The following is a 22,989-nucleotide window of genomic DNA, read 5'->3' on the forward strand; positions in this document are numbered from 1 at the left end:
TCCCATCTGGCGGAGATTTCGGATCTTGACTATTGCGTGACGGTTCGTGCGCGTGCTTGTTCCTTTAATGGGGAGAATCCGTTCCTAGGGAACTTCGACCCGCCGAGGAGGCGAGATCTGTGGCTGTGATGACGAGCCGTTTCGCCGACGGCCTCGCCGTGGGGTCCGACCTGGTGGAGGCCGCGGAGCGTGCTGTCGGTCAGGCCCTGTCGAGGCTCAGCGGCGAGGCGGATCTGGTGTGCTTCTTCATCTGCGGCGACGACCCCGACGACGTCGCCAGGGCGGGGGAGCGCGCGATGAGGCTGGCCCCCGAGGCCCACGTGATCGGCTGCAGCGCCACCGGCGTGATCGGTGACGGGCAGGGGGTCGAGCTGACGTCCGCCGTGAGCGCGTGGGCGGCCACGCTGGACGGGGCCGAGCTGACCACGTTCGCGCTGGAGACGCTGACCGCCGAGGACCGGTTCGTGGTGGTGGGACTGCCCGAGCGGACGTCGGACGACCACGTGGCGATCCTGCTGGCGGACCCGTACACCTTCCCCACGGACGCGTTCGTGGAGCGTTCGGCGGACGTGCTGGGCAACCTGCCGTTGATCGGCGGGCTGGCCAACGGGATACGGGGCCGCGGCTCCGTGCGGCTCTTCGCTGACGGCGAGATCTACACCGAGGGCGCCATCGGCGTGCTGCTCAGCGGCGCGGTGCAGGTCAGCACGGTGGTCAGCCAGGGCTGTCGGCCGATCGGCCCGACCATGGTCGTCACCCGCTCCGAGGACAACCTGCTGCTGGAGCTGGCCGGCCAGCCGGCCCTGGCCCGGCTGGAGGACATCGTCAGCGAGCTCGACGAGGACGACCGCGAGCTGGTCGCGGCCGGCCTGCAGATCGGCGTGGCCATGGACGAGTACGCCGAACGGCACGAACGGGGCGACTTCCTCATCAGAGGCGTGATCGGCATCGACCCGGAACGCGAGGCCGTGGCCATCGGCGACGTCGTGGACGTCGGCAGGACCGTGCGCTTCCACGTGCGCGACGCGGCCACGGCCGACGAGGACCTCTACGACCTGCTGGACGCGCACCGGGAGGAGCTCGGCCGGATCGACGGCGCGCTGCTGTTCTCCTGCAACGGCCGGGGCTCGGCGATGTTCGGCACCGCCGACCACGATCCGGTGGCGCTGCGCGACACGCTCGGACCGATCGGGGTCGCGGGCTTCTTCGCCGCGGGCGAGGTCGGCCCGGTCGGTGGCCAGAACCACGTGCACGGCTTCACGGCGTCCGTCCTGATCTTCTCCACGCCATCGGGCGGGGCGGGCGGCTCGTGATCCGTCAGCTGGGCTTGGCCGCGGTGAAGAGCCAGGCGTTGAACAGCGACGTCAGATCCTTGCCCGAGAGCTTCTCGGCCAGCGCGATGAACTCCTCCGTGGTGACCGAGCCGTATTTGTGGTCGGCCGTCCACGTCTTCAGCAGCTTGAAGAAGGTCTCGTCGCCGATGGCCTTGCGCAGGGCGTGGAGGGTCATCCCGCCCCGGGTGTAGACCGAGTCGTTGAACAGGTCACGGGCCTGGGCGCGACCGGGGGGATATTTCCATATCGGGTCGCTCGCGGGGCGGGCGTAGAAGCCTTGGAAGAGCCGTTCGGCGGTGCTGGTGCCCTTGTGCTCGGCCCAGAGCCACTCGGCATAGGTGGCGAAGCCCTCATTGAGCCAGAGGTCTCGCCAGCGCTTGATGCTCAGGCTGTCGCCGAACCACTGGTGGGCCAGCTCGTGCGAGATGATGCTCTGGTCGGGGGCGAAGCCGCCGTAGAGGGGCTTGGTCTGGTTCTCCAGGGCGTAGCCGGCCGAGAAGTCGTCGATCATGCCGCCGGTGGAGGAGAACGGGTAAGGCCCGAAGATCTTGCCCCAGTAGTCGGTGACCTCGCCCGACACCTTGAAGAGGTTGTCGAGCGAGCCGCGGTGCTTGGGATCGACCGCCGCGAGGTTGGGGATGCCACCCGGCGTGCTGCCCTTGCGCAGCTCGAACTTGCCGATCGTGGTCGTGGCGAGATAGCTCACCATCGGATGCCGTTCGCTCCACCGGAAGGTGGTCTTGCCGTCCGCGGTCGTGGGCTCGCCGACCTGCTCGCCGTTGGCCAGCGCGGTCACGCCCTGGGGCACGGTGATGGTGAAGTCGTAGGACGCCTTGTCGGCGGGGTGGTCGTTGGCTGGGTACCAGGTCTTGGCGCCGTTGGGCTCGCAGGCCACGAACGCGCCGTCGGGCGTCGGGATGAAGCCGAACGTGCCCAGGTTGGAGGAGTCCTTCACCGGTTGCGGCACCCCGGCGTAGGTCACCTTGACGGCGAACGCGGCCTTGTCGTCGAGCGGCGTCGCGGGCAGCACACTCAGCTCGCTGCCCTTACGCGAGAAGACGGCCTTCTCCCCGTTGACGGTGACATCGCTCACCTCGAGGCCGGATAGGTCGAGGTTGAAGCGCGCGAGCGGCTGCGTGGTCGTGGCGTTGATCGTCGCCACGCCGTCGAGGTGCTTGCTGCTCGGCGTGTAGCCGATCACCAGGCCGTAGTGGGAGACGTCGTAGCCGCCGTTGCCGTCGAGGGGGAAGTCGGGGTCGCCGATGCCGGGCGCGCCCATGCTCGCGTTGGACTGCCGGCCGCCTGAGGACGCGGGGGCGATGGCCCCCTCGGACGGCGCGCAGGCGAGCATGCTCAGAAGCGCCATGAGCGAAGCGACCACGCGCTGGTCAAACCCCATAGGCTGCGCTCTCCCCTTCGCTAAGTGACCGGAATTCTACGCGGAGTCAGGCTTCGACGACGACTGCTTCGCGGCTTCGTCGGGCAAAGCCTGCTCGCGGGGTCAGCATCCAGCCTAGGTCGAGGAGGTGTGTGCGCGAGCTAAAGGTTGCCTCTTCGCTCCTGCTCCCGTTCGATCGCCTCGAACAGCGCCTTGAAGTTGCCCTTGCCGAACCCGAGCGAGCCGTGCCGCTCGATGAGTTCGAAGAAGACGGTGGGCCGGTCCTGCACCGGCTTGGTGAAGATCTGCAGCAGGTAACCGTCCTCGTCCCGGTCGACCAGGATCCCGCGCTTCTTGAGCTCCTCGATCGGCGCTCTGATCTTCCCGATACGGCTCCGCAGCTCGGGGTCGTCGTAGTAGGAGTCGGGCGTGACGAGGAAGCTCACGCCGGCCGCGCGCATGTGGTCGACCGTGGTCAGGATGTCGTTGGTGGCCAGCGCGACGTGCTGCACGCCCGGCCCGCGGTAGAAGTCCAGATACTCGTCGATCTGCGACTTCTTACGGCTCACGGCCGGCTCGTTCAGCGGGAACTTCACCTTGCGGGTCCCGTCGGCCACGACCTTGGACATCAGCGCCGAATACTCGGTGGCGATGTCGTCGCCGACGAACTCCGCCATGTTGGTGAAACCCATCACGTTCTTGTAGAACTCCACCCACTCGTCCATCCGGCCCAGCTCGACGTTGCCCACACAGTGGTCGATCGCCTGGAACAGCCGCCCGGTCCTGGTCGCGGGCGGGGCGACGAGCGGCTCTGCGGGCACGTAGCCGGGCAGGTAGGCGCCGCTGTAGTTGGACCTGTCGACGAGCGTGTGCCGCGTCTCCCCGTAGGTGGCGATCGCCGCGAGCACCACCTTGCCCCGCTCGTCCTCCAGCGTGTACGGCTCCACCAGCCCGCGCGCCCCGTGCCCGACGGCGTGCCGGTAGGCGCCTTCCACGTCCGGCACCTCGATGGCCAGGTCGATCACCCCGTCACCGTGCTCGGCGACGTGCCCGGCCAGGTCGGTCCCCGGCCGGATCGAGGCCCTGAACTCGAACCTGGCGCCCCCCGAGGTCAGCACGTAGGCCACCTCGTCGCGGCTGCCGTTCTCCGGCCCGCGATAGGCCGTCAGCCGCATGCCGAACGCGGTCGAGTAGTAGTGAGCCGCCTGCCGGGCGTTGCCCACGGCGAACACCACGGCGTCCATCCCGTTAACCGGAAAAACATCGCTCATAGCACCAATCCTCGGATTTAACCGAAGAGTTGTGCAACAGAAGCTTTATAGACTGGACAATCTGTATAGCCATCACTGCGAATGATCGGGAGATCTGTACACCATGACGATCGACCAACTGGACGCCCGGCTGATCGCGCTGCTGGCCGCCGAGCCGCGGCTGGGCGTGTTGGAGTGCTCGCGCCGGCTCGGCGTGGCCCGCGGCACCGTGCAGGCCCGGCTCGACCGGCTGATCGACAGGGGGGTGATCACCGGGTTCGGGCCCGACGTGTCGCCCGAGGCGCTCGGCTACGACGTCACCGCGTTCGTGACGATGGAGATCAGGCAGGTCGCCGGCCACGACCCGGTGGCGCACCGGCTGGCCCACATTCCCGAGGTCCTGGAGGTCCACACGATCACGGGCGGCAGTGACCTGCTCTGCCGGGTGGTGGCGCGGACGAACGCCGATCTGCAGCGGGTGATCGATCGGATCGTCGAGGTTCAGGGGGTTCTCAGGACTTCTTCAATCATCGCCCTCGACACTCCTGTTCCATACCGCGTATTGCCATTGGTGGCGAATGTTCCGCAGCGTGTTACGCGCTAGTCGTACTATCGCGGGAGGGGATGAGGCACCGGTATCGATCGCTTAGCCTTGACATTCTCCCAGCTGACGGGGGTTTGGCCGGGATGTGATCGGGGGTTGCGGGTGCGGACTGGTGGTGAAAAGGGCATGCGGAAGCGCCGGATTCTTCGACGCCTTTTGATCGTCTTCGGCGCCGGGATCGTCCTGGCCATCGGCCTGTTCGCCGTCGCGTGGGCGATGACCCCGATCCCCGACAGCACCCAGAAGGACGCCACGGCCCAGGGGTCGGTGATCTACTACCGCGACGGCAAGACCGTGCTCGCGAAGAAGGGCATCGACCGCAGGACCGTCCCACTGGACAAGGTGCCCCAGCACGTACGCGACGCGGTGATAGCGGCCGAGAACCGCTCGTTCTACGAGGACGGCGGTGTGTCCGTCAAGGGCACCGCGCGGGCCGTGTGGTCCACCGTCTCCGGGCAGCAGCTCCAGGGCGGCTCGACGATCACCCAGCAGCTGGTCCGCAACTACTACAGCGGCCTCAGCCAGGAGCGGTCCATCGCCCGCAAGTTCAAGGAGATCATGATCTCCATCAAGGTCGACCAGTCCAAGTCCAAGGACTGGGTCCTTGAGCAGTACCTCAACACGATCTACTTCGGCCGTGGCGCCAACGGTGTCCAGGCGGCCGCGCAGGCGTACTTCGGCAAGAACGTCGAGAAGCTGAGCGTGGCCGAGGGCGCCTACCTGGCCGCGGTGATCCAGCAGCCCAGCCGTTTCGCCGACCCCAAGGGCGCCGACCTCGACGCCGCCAAGGCCCGCTGGCAGGCCGTGATCGACGCCATGCGCCAGACCGGCTCGCTGACCGCCGAGCAGGCCGCCGCCCAGACGTTCCCGGCGCTCAAGGCGCCGAAGCGGCCGTTCGAGCTCAAGGGCCAGGCCCAGTACATGCTCGACCAGGTCACCGCCGAGCTCAACCGGCGTGGTTACACCGACGAGGACATCAACGGCGGCGGGCTCAGGGTCGTCACGACGTTCGACAAGAAGCTCATGACGGCGGCCGAGAACGCGGTCAAGAACACGCTGCCAGAGGCGACGCCCAAGAAGGTGCGCACCGGGCTGGCCGCCGTCGACCCGGTCACCGGCGAGGTCGTCGCCTTCTACGGCGGCCGTCCCGACCGCTCCGAGTACGACAACGCCTTCTCGGCCAAGGTGATGGCCGGCTCCACCTTCAAGCCGTACACGCTGGCCGCCGCGCTCAACAACGGCTTCGAGCTGTCCACCCGGGTCAACGGCAACTCGCCGATGCGCGTGGCCTCGGCCGCCAAGCCCATCCCGAACGACAGCGACCGCTCCTACGGCGAGATCAACCTGATCAGCGCCACCCAGAACTCCGTCAACACCGCGTTCGTCGACCTCGGCCAGAAGGTCGGCCTCGACAAGGTGGCCGCCACCGCGGAGGCGGCCGGCATCCCGGAGGCGCAGCTCAAGCAGCACGAGTCGGCCGCCACTTTCCCGCTCGGCGTCGCCTCGGTGAGCGCCGTGCAGAACGCCTCCGGCTTCTCCACCTTCGCCAACGGCGGCGTCCACATGGAGGCGCACGTCGTGAAGTCGGTGGCCCGCCCCAACAGCAAGAAGGTCGTGGTCGATCCCACGTCGACCCAGGTGGTCAGCGAGCAGGCCGCCGCCGACACCACGTACGCCATGCAGCAGGTCGTCAAGTACGGCACGGGCACCGCGGCCAGGCTGTACGACCGTCCGGTGGCCGGCAAGACCGGCACCACGGACAGCTCCAAGGCGGTCTGGTTCAACGGCTTCACGCCGCAGCTCGCCGTCGCGGTCGACATGTTCCGCGACGACAACAAGCCGGTCGAGATCCCCGGCTACGGGGTGCAGTTCGGTGGGCAGCTGCCCGCGCAGGTCTGGCGGGCGTTCATGACCGAGGCCATGGCGAACAAGCCCGTCATGGAGTTCCCCGAGCCGTCCGACTACGGCTACGGCTCCGAATGGGGCCGGCCCGACGAGCGGCAGGACACACCGCAGGACACGCCGCAGACGCAGCAGTCCGACCCGTGGGCCACGCCTACCCCTGACGCCTCCGAGCCGTCGGTCACGGAGGCGCCCACCACGCAGGAGCCCGAGACCCAGGATCCGCCGCAGCAGAACGACACGGGCCAGCCCACCGGCGACCCGGCCGTTCCCACGGCCGGGCCCGACGACACCGGCGGCCGGTCACCGGCCGGCTAGCTCGGCCCGCAGCTCCTCGGGGGTGGTGACGGGCATCCGGCAGGCGAAGTCGCGGCAGACGTACGCGGCAGGGGCTCCGCCGACCGTCCCGCGGCCTTCCAGCAGCGCGGGGCCGCCCGGCTGCCCGCCCTCGCCGTCGCCCAGCGCGACGACCAGGCCGGGAACGTCGGCCAGCAGCGCCTCGCGGTGCAGCGCCCGCGTACGCGGGTCGTCCGGCGGCCCGACGACCGCCACCTCGACCGGACCGCCGAGCGCCGCCCGCGCCACGGCCAGCCCCCAGCCGGCGAACCTCGCGTGCCCGGTGGCCAGCACGGACACCGTGCCGAGAGCCTCGTAGGCGGCCTCACGGTGCCGTGCGGACCCCGTCAGCGCCGAGTGGGCGAGCAGCGCCCCGGCCGCCGCGTACTGCCCCGACGGGGTCGCGTTGTCGGTGGGGTCCTGCGGTCGCTGGAACAGCCGTTCGGCGTCGTCGGCCGTGTCGTAGAACCCGCCCGCGTCGTCGCCGAACCGGTCGAGCACGGTGTCGAGCAGCGAGCCCGCCAGCCGGTGCCAGCGCGTCTCGCCGGTCACGCCGTAGAGGGCGATCAGCCCCTCGGCCAGGTTCGCGTAGTCCTCCAGCACCCCGGCGTTGCGGCCGGCCCGCCCGTCGCGTGAGGTCCGCAGCAGCCTGCCGCCGTCCATGTGCACGTCTTCGAGCAGCTCGGCCGCCTGGCGGGCGGCCGCGACCAGGTCCGGCCGGTCGAACACCATGCCGGTCTCGGCCAGCGCGGCGATGGCCAGCCCGTTCCACGAGGCCACGACCTTGTCGTCACGTCCCGGGCGGACCCGCAGGCCCCGGGCGGCGAGCAGCCGGGCCCGGACGTCGTCGAACCGCGTGGCGTCGTCCGGGTCGGCGAGCAGCTGCAGCACGGACGTGCCGTGCTCGAACGTGCCCCGCACCTCGAAGAGCCGGGTGGCCCATTCGCCGTCATCGTCGCCGAGCACCTCGCGAAGCTGCTCCGGCGTCCAGACGTAGAACCTGCCCTCCTCGCCCTCGCTGTCGGCGTCGAGCGCCGAGGCGAAGCCGCCCTCCGCAGTACGCATCTCGCGCAGCAGCCAGTCGGCCGTCTCCAGGGCGACCCGCCGGGCGAGGGGCTCCCGGCTCGCCTTCCACCAGTGCGTGTAGACGCGCAGCAGCAGCGCGTTGTCGTACAGCATCTTCTCGAAGTGCGGCACCACCCAGCCCGCGTCGACGCTGTAGCGGGCGAAGCCGCCGCCGAGCTGGTCGTACATGCCGCCGCGCGCCATCGCGTCCAGCGTGCGGCCGCTCATCTCGCTCTCCCCGGAGCGCAGCAGGAACTCCAGCACCATCGACGGCGGGAACTTGGGCGCCCCGCCGAACCCGCCGCGCTCCTTGTCGAACGACTCCCGCAGATTCGCCACGGCCAGCGCCAGCGCCTCCTCGCCGGGCAGCGGCCCGCTGGGCAGCGTCGTGTGCGCGTTGAGCGCCTCGACCACCTTCGAGCCCTGCTCCGTCACGGTCGCCCGGTCGCCGGTCCACGCGTCGTGCACGCCGCGCAGCAGCCGCTGGAACTGGGCCCGCGGGAAGTAGGTGCCGCAGTAGAACGGGTGACCCTCAGGCGTCGCGAACACCGTCATCGGCCAGCCGCCCTGGTGGATCATGGCCTGGGTGGCGGTCATGTAGACGGCGTCGACGTCGGGCCGCTCCTCGCGGTCCACTTTGACGTTGACGAAGTGCTCGTTCATCAGCCGCGCGGTGTCGGCGTCCTCGAAGCTCTCGTGTGCCATTACGTGACACCAATGACACGCTGAGTAACCAACGCTGATCAGCAGCGGCACATCGCGCCGACGCGCCTCGGCGAAGGCCTCCTCGCCCCAGGGGTGCCAATCGACGGGGTTGTCCGCGTGTTGCAGCAGATAGGGGCTCGTCGCGTCCTTCAAGCGGTTCATCAGGTCCTCCTTTGTGCACTCTACGACCACATCCGGGGGACACAGAGTGGGCGGCAACGCGTGTGGTGGGGACGGCGGGGGCGTAGGTTACGGAGCGTGGATCTGGACTTCGTGTGCACGCATGCGGGGCGCCCCGCCGCCGCCCTCACCCGCAGGGACGTGGCCCGCGCGCTGCTCGCCGTGCCCTCAGGGGTGGCGCTGGTGGCGCTGCCCGACCTGCGGCGCTCGTTGATGGCCGCGGGCAACCCGCTCTCGCTGGCGTTCTGGGACTCGGCCCGGTCGACGCTCGGCATGATCGAGTCGGGCGCCGCCACGGTCGGCGACGTGCAGCGCTGGGTCGAGTCGACCGGCACCGAGCCGATGCTGATGACGCCCGGCTACTTCGTCTGGCCGGAGGAGGACGAGCGCGGGCCGGTGGCCGAGGAGATGTTCTCGCTGCTCGTGCGGTATCTGGAGGAACGCGTCAGCGCGGGTGAGATCGACCCCGACGCGCTGGTCGCGGGTGATCCGGAGGCCCGCAGGACGTACGAGGACCTGCAGGAACGCTGGCTGAGCACGCCGCAGCCCGACGGCCGGGTGCCCGGGTTCGCGGTTAGTGACGAGCAGGACGAGGAGCTGTTCGCCGCCTGGGACGAGGAGGAGGCGTTCGCGCTGGCCGAGCTGCGGCGGATCATCGCCGAGCTGCCCAAGCCGCCCGAGCTGCCCGCCGTCGAGCTGCGACGGGCCGGGACCCGGCTGCGCGAGCTGCTCGGCCTGCCCGGCTATCCGGCGAACGTGCTGCGGGCCTGCGCCGGGTTCGACGACCGGCCGATGCCCGACGACGACGGTGAGCTCTGGCTGTCGGTGGCGGCCGGCATCGCCGGGCCCATCTCCGATCTGTCGGAGGACGGCGACAGCCTGGAGGAGTTCGCGGACCTCGACGGCGACCTCAGCCACGAGGACTCCGTGCTGGCCAACCTCTGCGCCATCCAGCACGCCGACTGGCTGGCCGCGGTGGCGGCCCTGACCAGGCTCGGTCCGGGCGTGCTCGCCTCGCCCGAGCGGCTGGCCCGCCTCATCGCCGAGTCGGAGGACATCGACATCGACGACCAGGACGCCGACGACCTCGACGCCACCGAGCGCCTGTTCGTGCCGGTGGTGAGCCTGTGGGGCTACCTGGGCGTCGTCGACCCCGAAGAGGTGCTCACCCCGCTGGGCTGGTGGGGGCTGCCGAAGGCGCTCGAACGCGCCTGGTCACCCTCCGACTGAGTCGTCTGAGTCGACCAGGTCTTTGTACGAGGGATGACGTTCGATGTACTTGGCGACGTAGGGGCAGAGCGGCACCACCCGCAGGCCGGTGTCCCTGCTCGCGTCGAGCGCGTGCCCGACCAGCTTGCCGGCCAGGCCCTGGCCCTCGTACTCGGGTCGCACCTCGGTGTGCGTGAAGACGATCTTCGTGGGCAGCAGCCGGTAGTCGGCGAACCCGGCGACCGTGCCGTCCACGAAGATCTCGAACCGGCTGTGCTCGGTGTTGTCGACTATTTCGACCGGCATCTATTCGGCCTTCTTGTCGTCGATATCGGCTGCCCGGGGTACCTGGATCTTCGTCATCTGCTTGTTCATCGACTTGATCAGGATGTACAGGGCGACACCGATGAGGGCGACGACGACGAAGCCGAGCAGCCCCGGACTCACATCACCCGCTACGAGAGTTGTCACCCCTTCAGTCTGCCACCGAGGGGTCATGCTCCGGTCAGTGGCAGGCGGGGGAGACCTCTTCGGCGTGGATGCCCGTGAACAGATCGTCCTCCGGCAGCTCGGTGTCGACCAGCGAGCGCGCCAGGTGGTAGTCCTCGGTCGGCCAGATCTCGCGCTGGAGGTCGCGCGGGCAGACGAACCAGAAGCCGTCGGGGTCCACCTGGGTGGCGTGCGCGAGCAGCGCCTCGTCCCGCAGCTCGAAGTAGTCGCCGCAGGGCACCCGGGTCGTCACCGGCCACTTGGCGGGCCGGTCCTCCCAGCGGGAGATCCAGTCGGAGTAGGGGGAGCCCATGCCGCGCGCGGTCATCGCCTCGTGCAGCGCCTCGAACCGCTCCTTGGTGAAGCCCATCTGGTAGTAAAGCTTCAGCGGCTGCCACGGGTCGCCCGTGCCCGGGTAGCGGTCGGGGTCGCCGGCCGCCTCGAACGCCTCCACGGAGACCTTGTTGGTCATGATGTGGTCGGGGTGCGGGTAACCGCCGTCGTCGTCGTACGTCAGGATGACGTGTGGCCTGAACGCGCGCACCGCGGCGACAAGGGGCGCGGAGGCGTCTTCGAGCTTCTGCAGCGCGAAGCAGCCCTCGGGCAGCTCCTCCTCCTCGCTCTCCGGCAGCCCGGAGTCGATGAAGCCCATGAACTCCTGCCGGACGCCGAGGATCTCGCGCGCGCGGGCCATCTCGGCCTTGCGCACCTCGCCGATGTTGTCGACGATCTCCGGCCGGTCCATCTTGGGGTTGAGCACCGAGCCGCGCTCACCGCCGGTGAGCGTACAGACCAGCACTTCCACGCCTTCGCGGGCGTAGCGCGCCATCGTGGCGGCGCCCTTGCTCGACTCGTCGTCGGGATGGGCGTGGACGGCCATCAGCCTCAACGGTGCACTCACGGGCTCGATGTCTCCTCAGTTGGACCGATCACTTGCCCAGACAGGTTAGGTTCTGCTGGGCGGTCGCGAGGGCGTGACCCCCTCGGGCGACAATTGTCTCGGATAACGCTGAGGGAGTGCAGGGAGATTCCGCCATGGCCACCGAAGATGTCGAGAACCGTCCAGTTCTCGGCACACCCGACGACTTCCCCGACCGCCCCGAGCGACGGGGCCGGTTCGTCGTGCACGTCGTCATCGGCGTGCTGGTGGCCATTATCGCAGGTGGCTGGGGCTACGTGATGTGGTCGATGACCGGCGGCAACACCGGGGCCGTTCCGCAGGTGGTCTCGTTCGTGGTCGACCGTCCCGACGAGGCCGAGATCATCTTCGAGGTGAGCAAGCCGGACGACCGGGTGGCCATATGCCGTATCAGGGCAGTCGATGTCAACCACGCAGAAGTGGGCAGCAGGGAAGTAAGAATTCCGGCTGGGGCGGGTAGTAAGCAGCTCAAAGAGCGCCTGGACACGAGTGCCCAGGCCGCATCCGTCCACATCCAGTCCTGCCATCTCGTATAATGAGACGTTTGAGGAAGCGTACGAGCCGTTGAGTTGTTAGCCTTTCGCAATTCAACCGAACGCAACCTCGAGTGATCTCAGGGCCCCCTAGGCAAGCAAGGAGAACCCGTGGCCGACTCTCGCGATGAGAACGTCACATGGCTGACGCAGGAGGCGTACGACCGTCTCAAGGCGGAGTACGAATACCTCTCGGGCCCAGGGCGCGTCGACATCGCCAAGAAGATCGAGGCCGCCCGTGAGGAAGGTGACCTGAAGGAGAACGGCGGCTATCACGCGGCCAAGGATGAGCAGGGCAAGATGGAGGCCCGCATCTTCCACCTCCGGCAGATCATCGACAACGCCAAGGTGGGAGAGGCACCGAAGACCGAAGGGGTCGTCGGCCCCGGCATGACCGTGACGATCCGGTTCGTCCGTGACGACGACGAGGTGACCTTCCTGCTCGCTTCCCGGGAGGAGAGCGGAGCTCCGATCGACGTCTATTCGCCGAAATCGCCCCTTGGGGCGGCGATCAATGGTAAGAAGATCGGCGAGAAGGCGACCTATTCCATGCCCAACGGTCGCCAGAACACCGTCGAGATCCTCGAGGCCGTTCCGTACATCGGCAACTGACTTCAGAAGAGACGAACCGCCGGGCCAACGTCGGCCCGGCGGATTTTTCGCGTTCCTCCGGCATTCGGCAGGACCTCAGCTTCCTGGTCCGCTCCAGGAAGCGGCGTGACCACCACAAGCTGGTCCCGTTCATCGTGGTGTCGCTCGTCGCGGTGCTGACCGCCGACCTGATGCTGCTCGTGCAGGCGAGCGAACGGCAGGCGGTCGGCCAGCAGCCCGCCGCGGCCGTGCGGCAGCAGCAGCACCGCCCGGAGCCCCAGAAGACCCTGGCGGCCGAGCAGGGCAAGCAGGGCGACACCCCGCAGCCGGTGAAGCCGCTGGGCCGGTTACACAAGCCCAACCTCTTCGCGGTCACCCGCAAGCCGTTGACCAACGAGCTGCTGCGCAAGGTCGCGAAGGTGAGCGGGGTGACCGCGCTGGAGCTGGCCGACGCGGCCTCGATCACGCTCGACGGCAAGCGGGTGCAGACCCTGGCGGTCGACCCCTCGACCTTCCGCGCCTACACCCCCAAGGTGACGGCGGCCTCCGACGCGCTGTGGAACAACGTGGCGGCCGGTGACGTGGCCGTCTCGTTCGTGCTCGGCAACGACGGCGGGCTGAGCCTGCACAGCCGGGTGAGCGGGCCCAACGGGTCGCTGCGCATCGGGGCCTACGCCACGACCGGTTTCGGGGCGGTCGACGCCGTCGTCTCCCGCGAGGTCGGGCGCACGCTCGGCCTGCCGCACGACAACGCGCTGATCGTGAGCGCGCCGAAGACCAACTCCGACAAACTGCGCAAGGCCCTGCTCAAGGTGCTGGGCAAGGGCACGCAGGTGGCCATGGTCAACCCGGTGCTGCCCCCGGCGCAGGCCAAGGTCCGCACCTACGCGGCTGGCTCGTTCATGAGCGGCGAGCAGATCACCGTCGCGCTCAGGGCCGCCGCCTCCAAGCTCGGCAGACCGTACGTATGGGGCGCCGAAGGCCCTGACACCTTCGACTGCTCGGGCCTGGTCCAGTGGGCCTTCGCGCAGGCGGGGGTACGCATGCCCCGGGTGACGCACCAGCAGTGGCTGGCCGGGCCGCAGGTGCCGCTCTCCCAGATCCAGCCGGGTGACCTGCTGTTCTGGCGCATCGACCCGACCAATCCCGGCTACATCTCGCACGTGGCGATCTACTGGGGCGGCGGCAAGATGGTGGTGGCCCCGCGCACCGGCGACGTGGTCAAGATCGCCCCCATCAGCACCCGGAACCTGGCCGGAATCGTCAGGGTCAGCCCGGCGCTCGCGGCGCGCGTTCGCTGACGGAAGCTTCACCCCTAAAGAGACCCCCTTCGGCGCGTGCTTTTTCCGCGCAAGCATGTAATTCTGATTACATGGCAACTGATGAAGCAACGGCCCCGATCAAGGGCTGGTTCACCGGGCGGCTGCCCGAGGGATGGTTCACCGGAGCGCCGGAGATCGTCAGGGACCGCGAGGAGATCGCGGTGCTCGGCACGCTGCCGGAGCCCGACTTCGAGGGATCGGAGACCGAGAAGGCGGCCCTGATCGAGGGGCTCATCGGACGGTTCAGGGAAGAGACGCGCGAGCGCCGCATCGAGATCGCCAAGGAGGCCGAACGGCGATTCGGGCAGAAGGTCTCGTGGGGCGTCGTCTGCGGTGACACGACTGTGATGTTCACCACTCTTTCCGTGCCCGTCATGACCCGCCTGCGGCAGCAGGAACGCCAGGTGCTCGACACGCTCGTCGCCGCGGGCGTGGCCCGGAGCCGCAGCGACGCGCTGGCCTGGTGCGTACGACTCGTCGGAAAGAACACCGACACCTGGCTGTCCGAATTGCGAGACGCCTTGCAACACGTCGACCGAGTTCGCTCCGCGGGGCCGGACGTCAATTCCTGAGAGTGCGCAGGAGAAACTCCCCGGCGAATGGACTAAACCACTTGCGAAATTGGTTTAGACCAGCCGCATTGGCCGGGACGGTGGGCGAGTCGATTTCTTTTGAAACCGCTTCGCCGGGGTAGGCTCCCCCAATCATCAAGGCCGCAGCCTGCGGCGACGGTGGAATCCGGGCATAGGTCTATGCCAATTGGATTTTCGCCGCCGTCGTCGTGAATGATGTTTGGGCCTGAAGAGTGGAGGAGCCGTAGCCGTGTCCGTTTCCGTGGATGTACCCGCCCCGACGAGCAATGCCGAATTGGTCGCCTGGGTGAACCAGATCGCCGCATTGACCCAGCCCGACCGGATCGAGTGGTGCGATGGCTCGGAGGAGGAGTGGACGCGCCTGACCAACCTGCTCGTCGAGCAGGGCACGTTCACTCGCCTGGCCCAGCGGCCCAACAGCTTCTACGCCAAGTCCGACCCGACCGACGTGGCCCGGGTGGAGGACCGGACGTTCATCTGCTCCGAGCGAGCCGAGGACGCCGGGCCGACGAACAACTGGGTCGCGCCCGCCGAGATGCGCCGGACGTTCGGCGAGCTGTTCAAGGGCAGCATGCGCGGCCGGACCATGTACGTCGTCCCGTTCTGCATGGGCCCGCTGGGCGGCGAGATCTCCCAGCTCGGCGTCGAGATCACCGACTCGGCGTACGTGGCCGTGTCGATGCGCGTCATGACCAGGATGGGTGAGCGGGCGCTGCGCCTGATCGAGGAGCGCGGCGAGTTCGTCAAGTGCGTCCACTCCGTCGGCGCGCCGCTGGCGCCCGGCCAGGAGGACGTGCCGTGGCCGTGCAGCTCGACCAAGTACATCAGCCACTTCCCGGAGACCCGCGAGATCTGGTCCTACGGGTCCGGCTACGGCGGCAACGCGCTGCTCGGCAAGAAGTGCTACGCGCTGCGCATCGCCAGCGTCATGGCCCGCGACGAGGGCTGGCTGGCCGAGCACATGCTCATCCTCAAGCTGACCCCGCCCTCCGGCGAGACCCGCTACATCGCGGCCGCCTTCCCGAGCGCCTGCGGCAAGACCAACCTCGCCATGCTCCAGCCGACGATCCCCGGCTGGAAGGTCGAGACGGTCGGTGACGACATCGCCTGGATGCGGTTCGGCGACGACGGCCGCCTCTACGCCATCAACCCCGAGGCCGGCTTCTTCGGCGTCGCGCCCGGCACCGGCGAGGTCACCAACGCCAACGCGGTCAAGACGCTCTGGGGCAACAGCATCTTCACCAACGTCGCGCTGACCGACGACGGCGACGTGTGGTGGGAGGGGCTCACCGCCGAGCCCCCCGCGCACCTGACCGACTGGAAGGGCCGCTCGTGGACGCCGGAGTCCGATGAGCCCGCCGCCCATCCGAACGCGCGCTTCACCACACCCGCCGCCCAGTGCCCGACCATCGCCCCCGAATGGCAGGACCCCAAGGGCGTGCCCATCTCGGCGATCCTGTTCGGCGGCCGGCGCGCCACCGCGGTGCCGCTGGTCACCGAATCGCTGAGCTGGGAGCACGGCGTCTTCCTCGGAGCCAACGTCGCCTCCGAGAAGACCGCCGCCGCCGAGGGCAAGGTCGGCGAGCTGCGCTACGACCCGTTCGCGATGCTGCCGTTCTGCGGCTACAACATGGGCGACTACTTCGCCCACTGGCTGGAGATCGGCCGCCGCAAGAACGCCAAGCTGCCGCGCATCTTCTACGTGAACTGGTTCCGCAAGAACGCCGACGGCAAGTTCATCTGGCCCGGCTTCGGCGAGAACAGCCGCGTGCTCAAGTGGATCGTGGACCGGCTCAACGGCGAGGCCAAGGCCGTGCCCACCCCGATCGGCCTGCTGCCGGAGGGGCTCGACGTCGAGGGCCTGGACCTGCCGGAAGAGGACCTGCGCACGCTGCTCTCGGTCGACCGCGAGGTGTGGCGGGAGGAGGCGGCGCTGATCCCGGCCCACTTCGACACGTTCGGCTCGCACCTGCCCAAGGAGCTGTGGGAGGAGTACAACGATCTGCTCGACCGCCTGAGCTGATCCACCGGCACCGACCGCGCCGGCCGTCTTCGTGACGGTCGGCGCGACCTCTTGCTCTGGTATATCCAGACATCCTAGGTTTTGTCGGATGAAGGTTGATGCGCACCAGCATTTCTGGAATGTCGACACCGGTTGGTACACCTGGCTGACCCCCGATCTCGGCCCGCTCCACCGCACCTACGCCCCGGACGATCTGCGGCCGGAGCTCGACGCCACCGGCATCGAGGCCACGGTCCTGGTCCAGGCGGCCAACTCCTATGACGACACCGACGCCATGCTGGCCCAGGCCGAGGCGCACGACTTCATCGCCGCCGTCGTCGGCTGGGTGCCGCTGGACCGGCCGGAGGAGGCGGCGGAGGCCATCGCCCGCTACCGCAGACATCCGAAGTTTGCCGGTGTCCGCCACCTCATCCACGACGAACCCGACCCCGACTGGGTGGTCCAGGACAGCGTGCTGGAGTCGCTCGGGCTGCTGGCCGAGGCCGGGCTGACGCTCGACGTGCCGTCGCTGCTGCCGCGGCACCTCGACCACGTGGTCACGCTCGCCGAGCGCCACCCGAGCCTGAAGATCGTCATCGACCACCTGTCCAAGCCGCGGATCAAGGACCACGAGTGGGAGCCGTGGGCCGCCCAGCTCACCCGGGCCGCCGCCTGCCCCAACGTGTACGCCAAGGTCTCGGGGCTGGTCACCGAGGCCGACCACCGCGCCTGGACCGTGGAGGACCTCAGGCCGTACGTCGAGCACGCGGTCGAGACGTTCGGGCCCGAGCGGCTGATGTACGGCAGCGACTGGCCCGTCGCCCTGCTGGCGGCCGACTACCGGACGGTCTGGGAGGTGGCCACGGCCCTGCTCAGTGGTACCGACAGGGACCGGGTATTTGGTGACACAGCTAGGTATTTCTACGGGTTTGACCGAGTTTGATGGCGGATACTCTCTGCACATGGGAGGACTTCGCTGTGTCGATGGTTCATACCTGACCGTCACGCCCATCCCGTGCATGGACAGCGTCGGCACGCCGTACGAGATCACTCTGGAGCTCCGCCGCGACGGCACGCCGTACGGAGTCGTCGGCGAGCGGTGTGGCTGGCTGCTGGCGCGGCTGGCGCTCGGGGTGAGCCGGGCACGCGAAGGGCAGAGCCCGGCGGGACCCGGCGAAGCGGGCAAGTGGCCCGATCCCGACGACAGATTCCCGGTGGGCGAGGGCGGGAGTGAGCTGTTCTCGTTCCAATATCGCGCGAGGTCCGGCGCGATGACCGGCGGGGAGCTACGCTGCCAGCTCAGGACGATCCCCATCTGGCTTCCGGGCGAGCGCGAGTGGCGGGTGACCCGCAGGGCCTTCGTGGAAGCCTGGGGCTCCAGCGGAGTCGGGATGCGGGCGGTTCTGACATCGTCCGAGCTGGCCGCGTTCGTGCACGGACTGGTCGACGAGGCGGAGGACTGCCTCGGCGGCGGAGAAGGGCCCCGGGAATCCGGTTGAGGGAGCAGGCTGGGGTGAAACGCGGTGATAATTGCCTGTTGGGTCATTCGACCATAGGCACGGCACCGATGGGGAGGACTCCGTGGGCCTGCGCGATCTGGTCTACCGGCTGTACGAGCACCGGCTGGAGACCAAGCTGTCGAAGGACAGCGTCCCCCGGCACGTCGGGGTCATCATCGACGGCAACCGGCGGTGGGCGCGGGCCATGGGGATGCGCGACGTGGCCAGCGGGCACCGTAAGGGTGCCGACAAGATAGCCGAGCTGGTCACCTGGTGTCGCGAGACCGGCGTCGAGGTGGTCACCATCTGGATGCTGTCCAACGACAACCTCAACCGGCCCAGCGAAGAGCTGGAGCCGCTGCTGCGCATCATCGAGGACGTGACGCGGGAGCTGGTGGAGCTGGGCTGGCGGATCAGCCCGGTGGGAGCGCTCGATCTGCTGCCCGACAGAACGGCGAATGTCCTCAAAAACGCAAAAGAAGTCACATCACACCGTCCCGGCCTGATTGTGAACGTTGCAGTTGGGTATGGAGGAAGGCGTGAGATTGCCGATGCGGTGCGCTCACTCCTCCAGGAGCACGCCAGCAAGGGTGCGAGCATCGAGGACCTCGTTGAGGTGCTTGATGTCGAGCACATCGCGGAGCATCTCTACACTCGCGGCCAACCCGACCCGGACCTCCTCATCCGGACTTCAGGCGAGCAGCGCCTGTCGGGCTTCATGCTGTGGCAGAGCGCTCACTCAGAGTTCTACTTCCATGAGGCCTACTGGCCCGACTTCCGCAGGGTGGATTTCCTGCGGGCGCTGCGCGACTATGCCGCGAGACATCGACGTTACGGTTCCTGACGGGACATCTGGGTATCCAGGACGTAACGTGATAAGTGTCCGGTCACAGACCGGGCACTCCGGAGAGGGCCCGCCTTTGCACCACTATCTGCCGCGGGGGGCCGGAATCCGGCGCCGCCGGCACGTCGTGGTCGGGGACGCGGGTCCGGTCCGGATCCCACCTCGTCTGCAGGGTGCCCGCTCATGTGGGTGCCCGGGGGAGAACGTGTGGCAGTGTCCTCGAGCAACCCTTCGACCAACCCGGCCAAGCGCACGTACGTGCTGGACACATCTGTCCTGCTAGCGGACCCGGCGGCCACGACCCGGTTCGCGGAGCACGACGTGGTCCTCCCAATCGTGGTGATCACCGAACTGGAGGGCAAGCGACACCACCCCGAACTCGGCTACTTCGCCAGGAAAGCCCTGCGCTACCTGGACGATCTGCGAGTTCAGTACGGCCGGCTGGACGAGCCGATGCCGACGGGAGAAGGCACGATCAGGGTTGAGCTCAACCACAGCGATCCATCCATCCTGCCGGTCGGATTCCGACTAGGTGACAACGACACCCGCATCCTGACCGTGGCGCGCTCGCTCGCCGCCGAAGGCTGCGATGTCGTGCTGGTCTCCAAGGACCTGCCCATGCGGGTCAAGGCCGCCTCGATCGGCCTGGCGGCCGAGGAGTACCGCGCCGAGCTGGTCGTCGAGTCGGGCTGGACCGGGATGGCCGAGGTCCAGGTGACCACGGAAGACGTGGGGACGCTCTTCGAGCACGGCACGGCCGACCTGGCGGAGGCCAGAGACCTGCCGACGCACACCGGCCTGCGGATGCTGTCGGCCAAGGGCTCCGCCCTCGGCCGCGTGCTGCCGGACAAGTCGGTACGGCTGGTGCGTGGGGACCGGGAGGTGTTCGGTCTGCACGGCCGGTCCGCGGAGCAGCGCATCGCGCTCGACCTGCTGATGGACCCGGAGATCGGGATCGTCTCGCTGGGCGGGCGCGCGGGCACCGGCAAGTCGGCGCTGGCACTCTGCGCGGGCCTGGAGGCCGTGCTGGAGCGCCGCCAGCATCGCAAGGTGGTCGTCTTCCGCCCGCTGTACGCCGTGGGCGGCCAGGAGCTCGGCTACCTGCCCGGCTCCGAGGGCGAGAAGATGGGGCCGTGGGCGCAGGCGGTCTTCGACACCCTGGGGGCGATCAGCTCTCCCGAGGTGATCGAGGAGGTGCTCGACCGCGGCATGCTGGAGGTGCTGCCGCTCACGCACATCCGCGGCCGCTCGCTGCACGACGCGTTCGTGATCGTGGACGAGGCCCAGTCGCTGGAGCGCGGGGTGCTGCTGACCGTGCTGAGCAGGATCGGCGCCAACTCCCGGGTGGTGCTCACCCACGACATCGCCCAGCGTGACAACCTGCGGGTCGGCAGGCACGACGGCGTGGTGGCGGTGGTGGAGAAGCTGAAGGGCCATCCGCTGTTCGCGCACGTCACGCTGACCAGGTCGGAGCGGTCCCCGATCGCCGCGCTGGTGACGGAGATGCTGGAGGACATCACCCTTTAGATCGACAGATCATTTCAGGTCGCCGCAGATGAACCGTCCCTCCGTCTTGGAGGGGCGGTTCTCCGGGTATATGTGGATGATCTTGACTTGCTCGAACGCCGCGTCCTGCTGGGCCGTACAGACGATCTGGGCCTTGGCCAGCCTGCTGAGGGTGCCCTCGCCCCTGATGAAGACGGTCAGCGTCGAGGTCCGCGGCAGCTGGACCTCGTCGCGCTGGATGGGGTTGAGCGAGTCCTCGATGCGCTCGAAGGTGAAGCCGCGCAGGGCGGTGTCCCGGTCGCCGAGCGGCAGGCCGGAGGCGTCGAACAGCGCGGTGAGCAGGCTGCTGACCGTGTCGGATTCGACGTCGGCCGGCTCCAGCGTCAGCTTGCCGTTCTTGAGCAGGTAGATCGTCTTCGAGGGCGGCGGCACCTCGATGACCGGCGGCGTGGCCCGTACCTCGACGTCCGTGGGGGAGATGCCGCAGGCGGCCACCGCCAGGAGGGCGAGGAGGGTGGCGGCGAGGGCGCGACGGTCAGCCATGGGGCAGCCAGACCGTGAAGAGCGTGCCCGGCTCCTGCCGGCGTACCGAGATCGTGCCGCCGTGCAGGTGCACGTTGGCCCGCGCGATGGCCAGGCCGAGACCGCTGCCCTGGCTGCGGGCCCGGCCCGCGCCGGCCTTGAAGAAGCGGTCGAACACGTGGGCCATCGCCTCCGCCGGGATGCCCTTGCCGTGGTCGCGAACCTTGACCTCCAGCCCGTTCTTCGTAGCCCTGGCGTTGACCACGACGGGGGGCAGTCCGTGCTTGAGCGCGTTGCCGACGAGGTTGGCCACGATGACGTCGAACCTCCTCGGGTCGAGGTTGACCGTCAGAACGTGGGAGGCGTGCACCTCTACCCCCTCGCCCCAGCCGCGTACCTCCAGGCAGTCGTCGATGGCGTCGGCCACGTTGACCGGCTCCAGGTTGAGCGTCGCGGTGCCCGCGTCGAAGCGGCTGATCTCGATGAGGTGCTCGACCAGCCCGCGCAGCCGCTCGATCTCCCGCAGCACCAGGCGTACCGCCTCCGCGGGCGCGTCGGGCAGGCGCTCGGCCTCCTCCGAGAGCATGTCGGCCACGGCGGTCATCGCGGTGAGCGGGGTGCGCAGCTCATGCGAGACGTCGGCGACGAAGCGGCGCGACAGCGCCTCCAGCGAGCGCAGCTCCGACACGCTGAGCTCCAGCGCCGCCGCCGCGTCGTTGAACCTGGAGGTGAGCTCGGCCAGCTCGTCCTGGCCGTGCACGGGCAGCCGCGTGTCGAGGCGGCCCTGGCCGAGCGCCTGCGCGGCGGCGCTGAGCCGCCTGACGGGCAGCAGCACCTGCCTGGCCGACAGCAGGGCCACGACCAGGGCGATCAGCAGGATGACCACGCCGCCCTGGGTGAGCTTGCCCTTGAGCGTGGCCAGCTCGCGCTCGTCGTCGCGCAGCGGGAAGAACACGAAGGCCCGCAGACCGGTGGCCTCGGGTTCGGTGCCGGTCTCGCGGTATACCTCGGCGCCGACGACGAGCCAGAGCTCGTCGTGGATGAGCCTGCGCTGGGTGACGACGTTCCGTTTGGCCCGGCCGTACAGCTCGTTGGGCACGTCGTTCATGTTGAGCGGGCCTTCGGCGTAGGTCAGGTTCTTGTACTCCACTACGACGCTGCGGCCGGGTCCGTTGAGCGACTGGGCGACGTTCTCCAGGTTCTTGGTGGTGGGCGGGGCCTCGCCCTGCCTGAGCGTGCCCACCGGGAAGGTGATGCGGCCGAGTTCCCTGGTCACCAGGTCGATGGAGGTGTCCTCGGCCCGCTTGACGAGCGCCGACTTGGCCAGCTCGAAGCCGATGGTCGCGACGAGGAAGGAGGCGGTGACGGCGACCACGGTGAACGTGATGACCAGGCGCGCGCGCAGCCCGGTGGGCAGCGGTATCACGGAGGGCTGAACCGGTAGCCGAACCCGCGCACGGTGTGGATGAACACCGGCTCGGCCGGCCTCGGCTCGATCTTCGCGCGTACCCGCTGCACGCAGGCGTCGACCAGCCGCGAGTCGGCCACGTGCGTGTGGTCCCAGACGGCCCGCAGCAGGTAGCGGCGGTTGAGCACCTGGCCGGGATGCCGGACGAGCTCCAGCAGCAGCCGCAGCTCGGTCGGGGTCAGGTGGATCTCCTTGCTGGCCAGCGTGACCTTCAGCGCGCCCCGGTCGATCATGAGGTCGCCGAACGAGATCCGGTCGGAGGCGGCGGACTCGGCCCGGCGCAGGATGGCGCGGATGCGCGCGTCCAGAACCCGTGGCTCGACCGGCTTGACCACGTAGTCGTCGGCGCCCGCCTCCAGCCCGACCACCACGTCCAGATCGTCGCCGCGCGCGGTGAGCAGGATGACCGGGAGCTGGTCGAGCCGGCGGATGCGCCGGCACACCTCGACCCCGTCGATGCCGGGCAGCATGACGTCGAGGATGGCGATCTCGGGACGGCGGGACCTGACGTGGTCGAGCGCTTCCTCACCGGTCGCGTAAGACGTCACGGAGTGCCCCTGCCTGGTCAGCGCCAGCTCTAGAGCGGTGCGGACGGAGGGATCGTCTTCGACGAGGAGGATGCCAGCCACGCGAACATTATTCTTCCATGCCGACTCTCCTTGCGTTCCGTCATGAAACTGTGACATGGCGCGCACGGGACTACAAACTACGACGGGCACGCTTAAAGCGGCCCTCCCT

General features: G+C 68.7%; 22 protein-coding genes. 13 read left to right on the forward strand and 9 right to left on the reverse strand.

From position 1 onward, the window contains the following. The first annotated feature begins 128 nt into the window (after nt 1-128). A complete protein-coding gene (locus tag KME78_RS36905) occupies nt 129-1,313 on the forward strand; it encodes an FIST signal transduction protein (protein ID WP_219534154.1) in 1,185 nt (394 codons plus the stop codon). A 4-nt stretch (nt 1,314-1,317) separates the two neighbouring features. Here KME78_RS36905 and KME78_RS36910 read toward each other — a convergent pair whose 3' ends face one another. Further along, entirely contained in the window at nt 1,318-2,700 is a 1,383-nt protein-coding gene (locus KME78_RS36910) for a M1 family metallopeptidase (protein WP_246652706.1), read from the reverse strand. Between the two features lie 173 nt (nt 2,701-2,873). Beyond that, the gene (hppD, locus tag KME78_RS36915) at nt 2,874-3,983 is read right to left on the reverse strand and encodes a 4-hydroxyphenylpyruvate dioxygenase (protein ID WP_219534075.1); all 1,110 of its coding nucleotides are present in this window, start codon (nt 3,981-3,983) and stop codon (nt 2,874-2,876) included. 103 nt (nt 3,984-4,086) lie between these two features. On the opposite strand from hppD, the gene KME78_RS36920 reads away from it, so the two are divergent. Both KME78_RS36920 and KME78_RS36925 read left to right on the forward strand, forming a co-directional pair. After that, entirely contained in the window at nt 4,087-4,566 is a 480-nt protein-coding gene (locus tag KME78_RS36920) for an Lrp/AsnC family transcriptional regulator (RefSeq protein WP_214639652.1), read from the forward strand. 126 nt (nt 4,567-4,692) lie between these two features. Next, on the forward strand, nt 4,693-6,786 hold the full coding sequence (locus KME78_RS36925; protein WP_246652707.1) for a transglycosylase domain-containing protein: 2,094 nt from the start codon (nt 4,693-4,695) through the stop codon (nt 6,784-6,786). Here KME78_RS36925 and KME78_RS36930 read toward each other — a convergent pair. Continuing rightward, nucleotides 6,772-8,736, reverse strand: coding sequence for a thioredoxin domain-containing protein (locus KME78_RS36930; protein ID WP_219534077.1), 1,965 nt, complete (start codon nt 8,734-8,736; stop codon nt 6,772-6,774). The two genes, KME78_RS36925 and KME78_RS36930, sit on opposite strands and share 15 nt — an antisense overlap. Before the next feature lie 96 nt (nt 8,737-8,832). On the opposite strand from KME78_RS36930, the gene KME78_RS36935 reads away from it, so the two are divergent. Continuing rightward, complete coding sequence (locus KME78_RS36935) at nt 8,833-9,984, forward strand: hypothetical protein (RefSeq protein ID WP_219534078.1); 1,152 nt, start codon at nt 8,833-8,835, stop codon at nt 9,982-9,984. Here the strand turns inward: KME78_RS36935 and KME78_RS36940 are convergent. Genes KME78_RS36940 through mca form a run of 3 tightly spaced genes read right to left on the reverse strand, consistent with a single transcriptional unit; the run spans nt 9,970 to nt 11,353 of the window. After that, on the reverse strand, nt 9,970-10,269 hold the full coding sequence (locus KME78_RS36940; RefSeq protein WP_219534079.1) for a GNAT family N-acetyltransferase: 300 nt from the start codon (nt 10,267-10,269) through the stop codon (nt 9,970-9,972). The genes KME78_RS36935 and KME78_RS36940 overlap by 15 nt on opposite strands. Beyond that, nucleotides 10,270-10,434, reverse strand: a complete 165-nt coding sequence (locus tag KME78_RS36945) for a hypothetical protein (protein WP_246652708.1) — start codon at nt 10,432-10,434, stop codon at nt 10,270-10,272. A 34-nt stretch (nt 10,435-10,468) separates the two neighbouring features. Further along, on the reverse strand, nt 10,469-11,353 hold the full coding sequence (gene mca / locus KME78_RS36950) for a mycothiol conjugate amidase Mca (RefSeq protein ID WP_219534081.1): 885 nt from the start codon (nt 11,351-11,353) through the stop codon (nt 10,469-10,471). 134 nt (nt 11,354-11,487) lie between these two features. Here mca and KME78_RS36955 point away from each other — a divergent pair, with 134 nt between their 5' ends. From KME78_RS36955 to phoH2, 9 genes are all read left to right on the forward strand, one after another. After that, complete coding sequence (locus tag KME78_RS36955; RefSeq protein WP_219534082.1) at nt 11,488-11,907, forward strand: DUF4307 domain-containing protein; 420 nt, start codon at nt 11,488-11,490, stop codon at nt 11,905-11,907. Between the two features lie 108 nt (nt 11,908-12,015). Further along, nucleotides 12,016-12,516: a transcription elongation factor GreA gene (gene greA / locus KME78_RS36960; RefSeq protein ID WP_219534083.1), complete on the forward strand. Its 501-nt coding sequence runs from the start codon at nt 12,016-12,018 to the stop codon at nt 12,514-12,516. Between the two features lie 137 nt (nt 12,517-12,653). Then, nucleotides 12,654-13,796 (forward strand): C40 family peptidase, encoded by a 1,143-nt coding sequence (locus tag KME78_RS67435; protein WP_308127276.1) that lies wholly within the window; start codon nt 12,654-12,656, stop codon nt 13,794-13,796. 71 nt (nt 13,797-13,867) lie between these two features. Then, nucleotides 13,868-14,389, forward strand: coding sequence for an ATP-binding transcription factor AbmR (abmR, locus tag KME78_RS36970; protein WP_219534084.1), 522 nt, complete (start codon nt 13,868-13,870; stop codon nt 14,387-14,389). Nucleotides 14,390-14,639: 250 nt separating this feature from the next. Beyond that, entirely contained in the window at nt 14,640-16,433 is a 1,794-nt protein-coding gene (locus tag KME78_RS36975) for a phosphoenolpyruvate carboxykinase (GTP) (protein WP_219534085.1), read from the forward strand. A gap of 88 nt (nt 16,434-16,521) precedes the next feature. Beyond that, complete coding sequence (locus tag KME78_RS36980; protein ID WP_219534086.1) at nt 16,522-17,355, forward strand: amidohydrolase family protein; 834 nt, start codon at nt 16,522-16,524, stop codon at nt 17,353-17,355. A 19-nt stretch (nt 17,356-17,374) separates the two neighbouring features. Further along, nucleotides 17,375-17,911, forward strand: a complete 537-nt coding sequence (locus tag KME78_RS36985) for a hypothetical protein (RefSeq protein ID WP_219534087.1) — start codon at nt 17,375-17,377, stop codon at nt 17,909-17,911. An 82-nt stretch (nt 17,912-17,993) separates the two neighbouring features. Further along, a complete protein-coding gene (locus KME78_RS36990) occupies nt 17,994-18,755 on the forward strand; it encodes an isoprenyl transferase (protein ID WP_219534088.1) in 762 nt (253 codons plus the stop codon). 213 nt (nt 18,756-18,968) lie between these two features. Then, entirely contained in the window at nt 18,969-20,282 is a 1,314-nt protein-coding gene (gene phoH2 / locus KME78_RS36995; RefSeq protein WP_372455024.1) for an RNA 5'-3' helicase PhoH2, read from the forward strand. A 9-nt stretch (nt 20,283-20,291) separates the two neighbouring features. Here phoH2 and KME78_RS37000 read toward each other — a convergent pair whose 3' ends face one another. From KME78_RS37000 to KME78_RS37010, 3 genes are read right to left on the reverse strand one after another with little or no spacing between them, the layout of a single operon-like run. Continuing rightward, a complete protein-coding gene (locus KME78_RS37000; protein WP_219534089.1) occupies nt 20,292-20,804 on the reverse strand; it encodes a hypothetical protein in 513 nt (170 codons plus the stop codon). Next, nucleotides 20,797-22,209: an ATP-binding protein gene (locus KME78_RS37005; protein WP_219534090.1), complete on the reverse strand. Its 1,413-nt coding sequence runs from the start codon at nt 22,207-22,209 to the stop codon at nt 20,797-20,799. The genes KME78_RS37000 and KME78_RS37005 overlap by 8 nt, the downstream gene beginning before the upstream one ends. Further along, complete coding sequence (locus tag KME78_RS37010; protein ID WP_219534091.1) at nt 22,206-22,880, reverse strand: response regulator; 675 nt, start codon at nt 22,878-22,880, stop codon at nt 22,206-22,208. The genes KME78_RS37005 and KME78_RS37010 overlap by 4 nt, the downstream gene beginning before the upstream one ends. Nucleotides 22,881-22,989: the final 109 nt, after the last annotated feature.

The sequence above is a fragment of the Nonomuraea guangzhouensis genome (assembly GCF_019396345.1).
Taxonomy (GTDB): Bacteria; Actinomycetota; Actinomycetes; order Streptosporangiales; family Streptosporangiaceae; genus Nonomuraea; species Nonomuraea guangzhouensis.

Bases quoted from the DNA above. Each gene is read 5' to 3' on its own strand.
- KME78_RS36910 (WP_246652706.1), bottom strand. From the start codon at position 2,700: ATGGCGCTTCTGAGCATGCTCGCCTGCGCGCCGTCCGAGGGGGCCATC.
- KME78_RS36925 (WP_246652707.1), top strand. From the start codon at position 4,693: ATGCGGAAGCGCCGGATTCTTCGACGCCTTTTGATCGTCTTCGGCGCC.
- hppD (WP_219534075.1), bottom strand. From the start codon at position 3,983: ATGAGCGATGTTTTTCCGGTTAACGGGATGGACGCCGTGGTGTTCGCC.
- abmR (WP_219534084.1), top strand. From the start codon at position 13,868: ATGGCAACTGATGAAGCAACGGCCCCGATCAAGGGCTGGTTCACCGGG.
- KME78_RS36940 (WP_219534079.1), bottom strand. From the start codon at position 10,269: ATGCCGGTCGAAATAGTCGACAACACCGAGCACAGCCGGTTCGAGATC.
- KME78_RS36980 (WP_219534086.1), top strand. From the start codon at position 16,522: ATGAAGGTTGATGCGCACCAGCATTTCTGGAATGTCGACACCGGTTGG.
- KME78_RS36930 (WP_219534077.1), bottom strand. From the start codon at position 8,736: ATGAACCGCTTGAAGGACGCGACGAGCCCCTATCTGCTGCAACACGCG.
- KME78_RS36905 (WP_219534154.1), top strand. From the start codon at position 129: ATGACGAGCCGTTTCGCCGACGGCCTCGCCGTGGGGTCCGACCTGGTG.
- KME78_RS36920 (WP_214639652.1), top strand. From the start codon at position 4,087: ATGACGATCGACCAACTGGACGCCCGGCTGATCGCGCTGCTGGCCGCC.
- KME78_RS37000 (WP_219534089.1), bottom strand. From the start codon at position 20,804: ATGGCTGACCGTCGCGCCCTCGCCGCCACCCTCCTCGCCCTCCTGGCG.
- KME78_RS36955 (WP_219534082.1), top strand. From the start codon at position 11,488: ATGGCCACCGAAGATGTCGAGAACCGTCCAGTTCTCGGCACACCCGAC.
- KME78_RS36985 (WP_219534087.1), top strand. From the start codon at position 17,375: ATGGGAGGACTTCGCTGTGTCGATGGTTCATACCTGACCGTCACGCCC.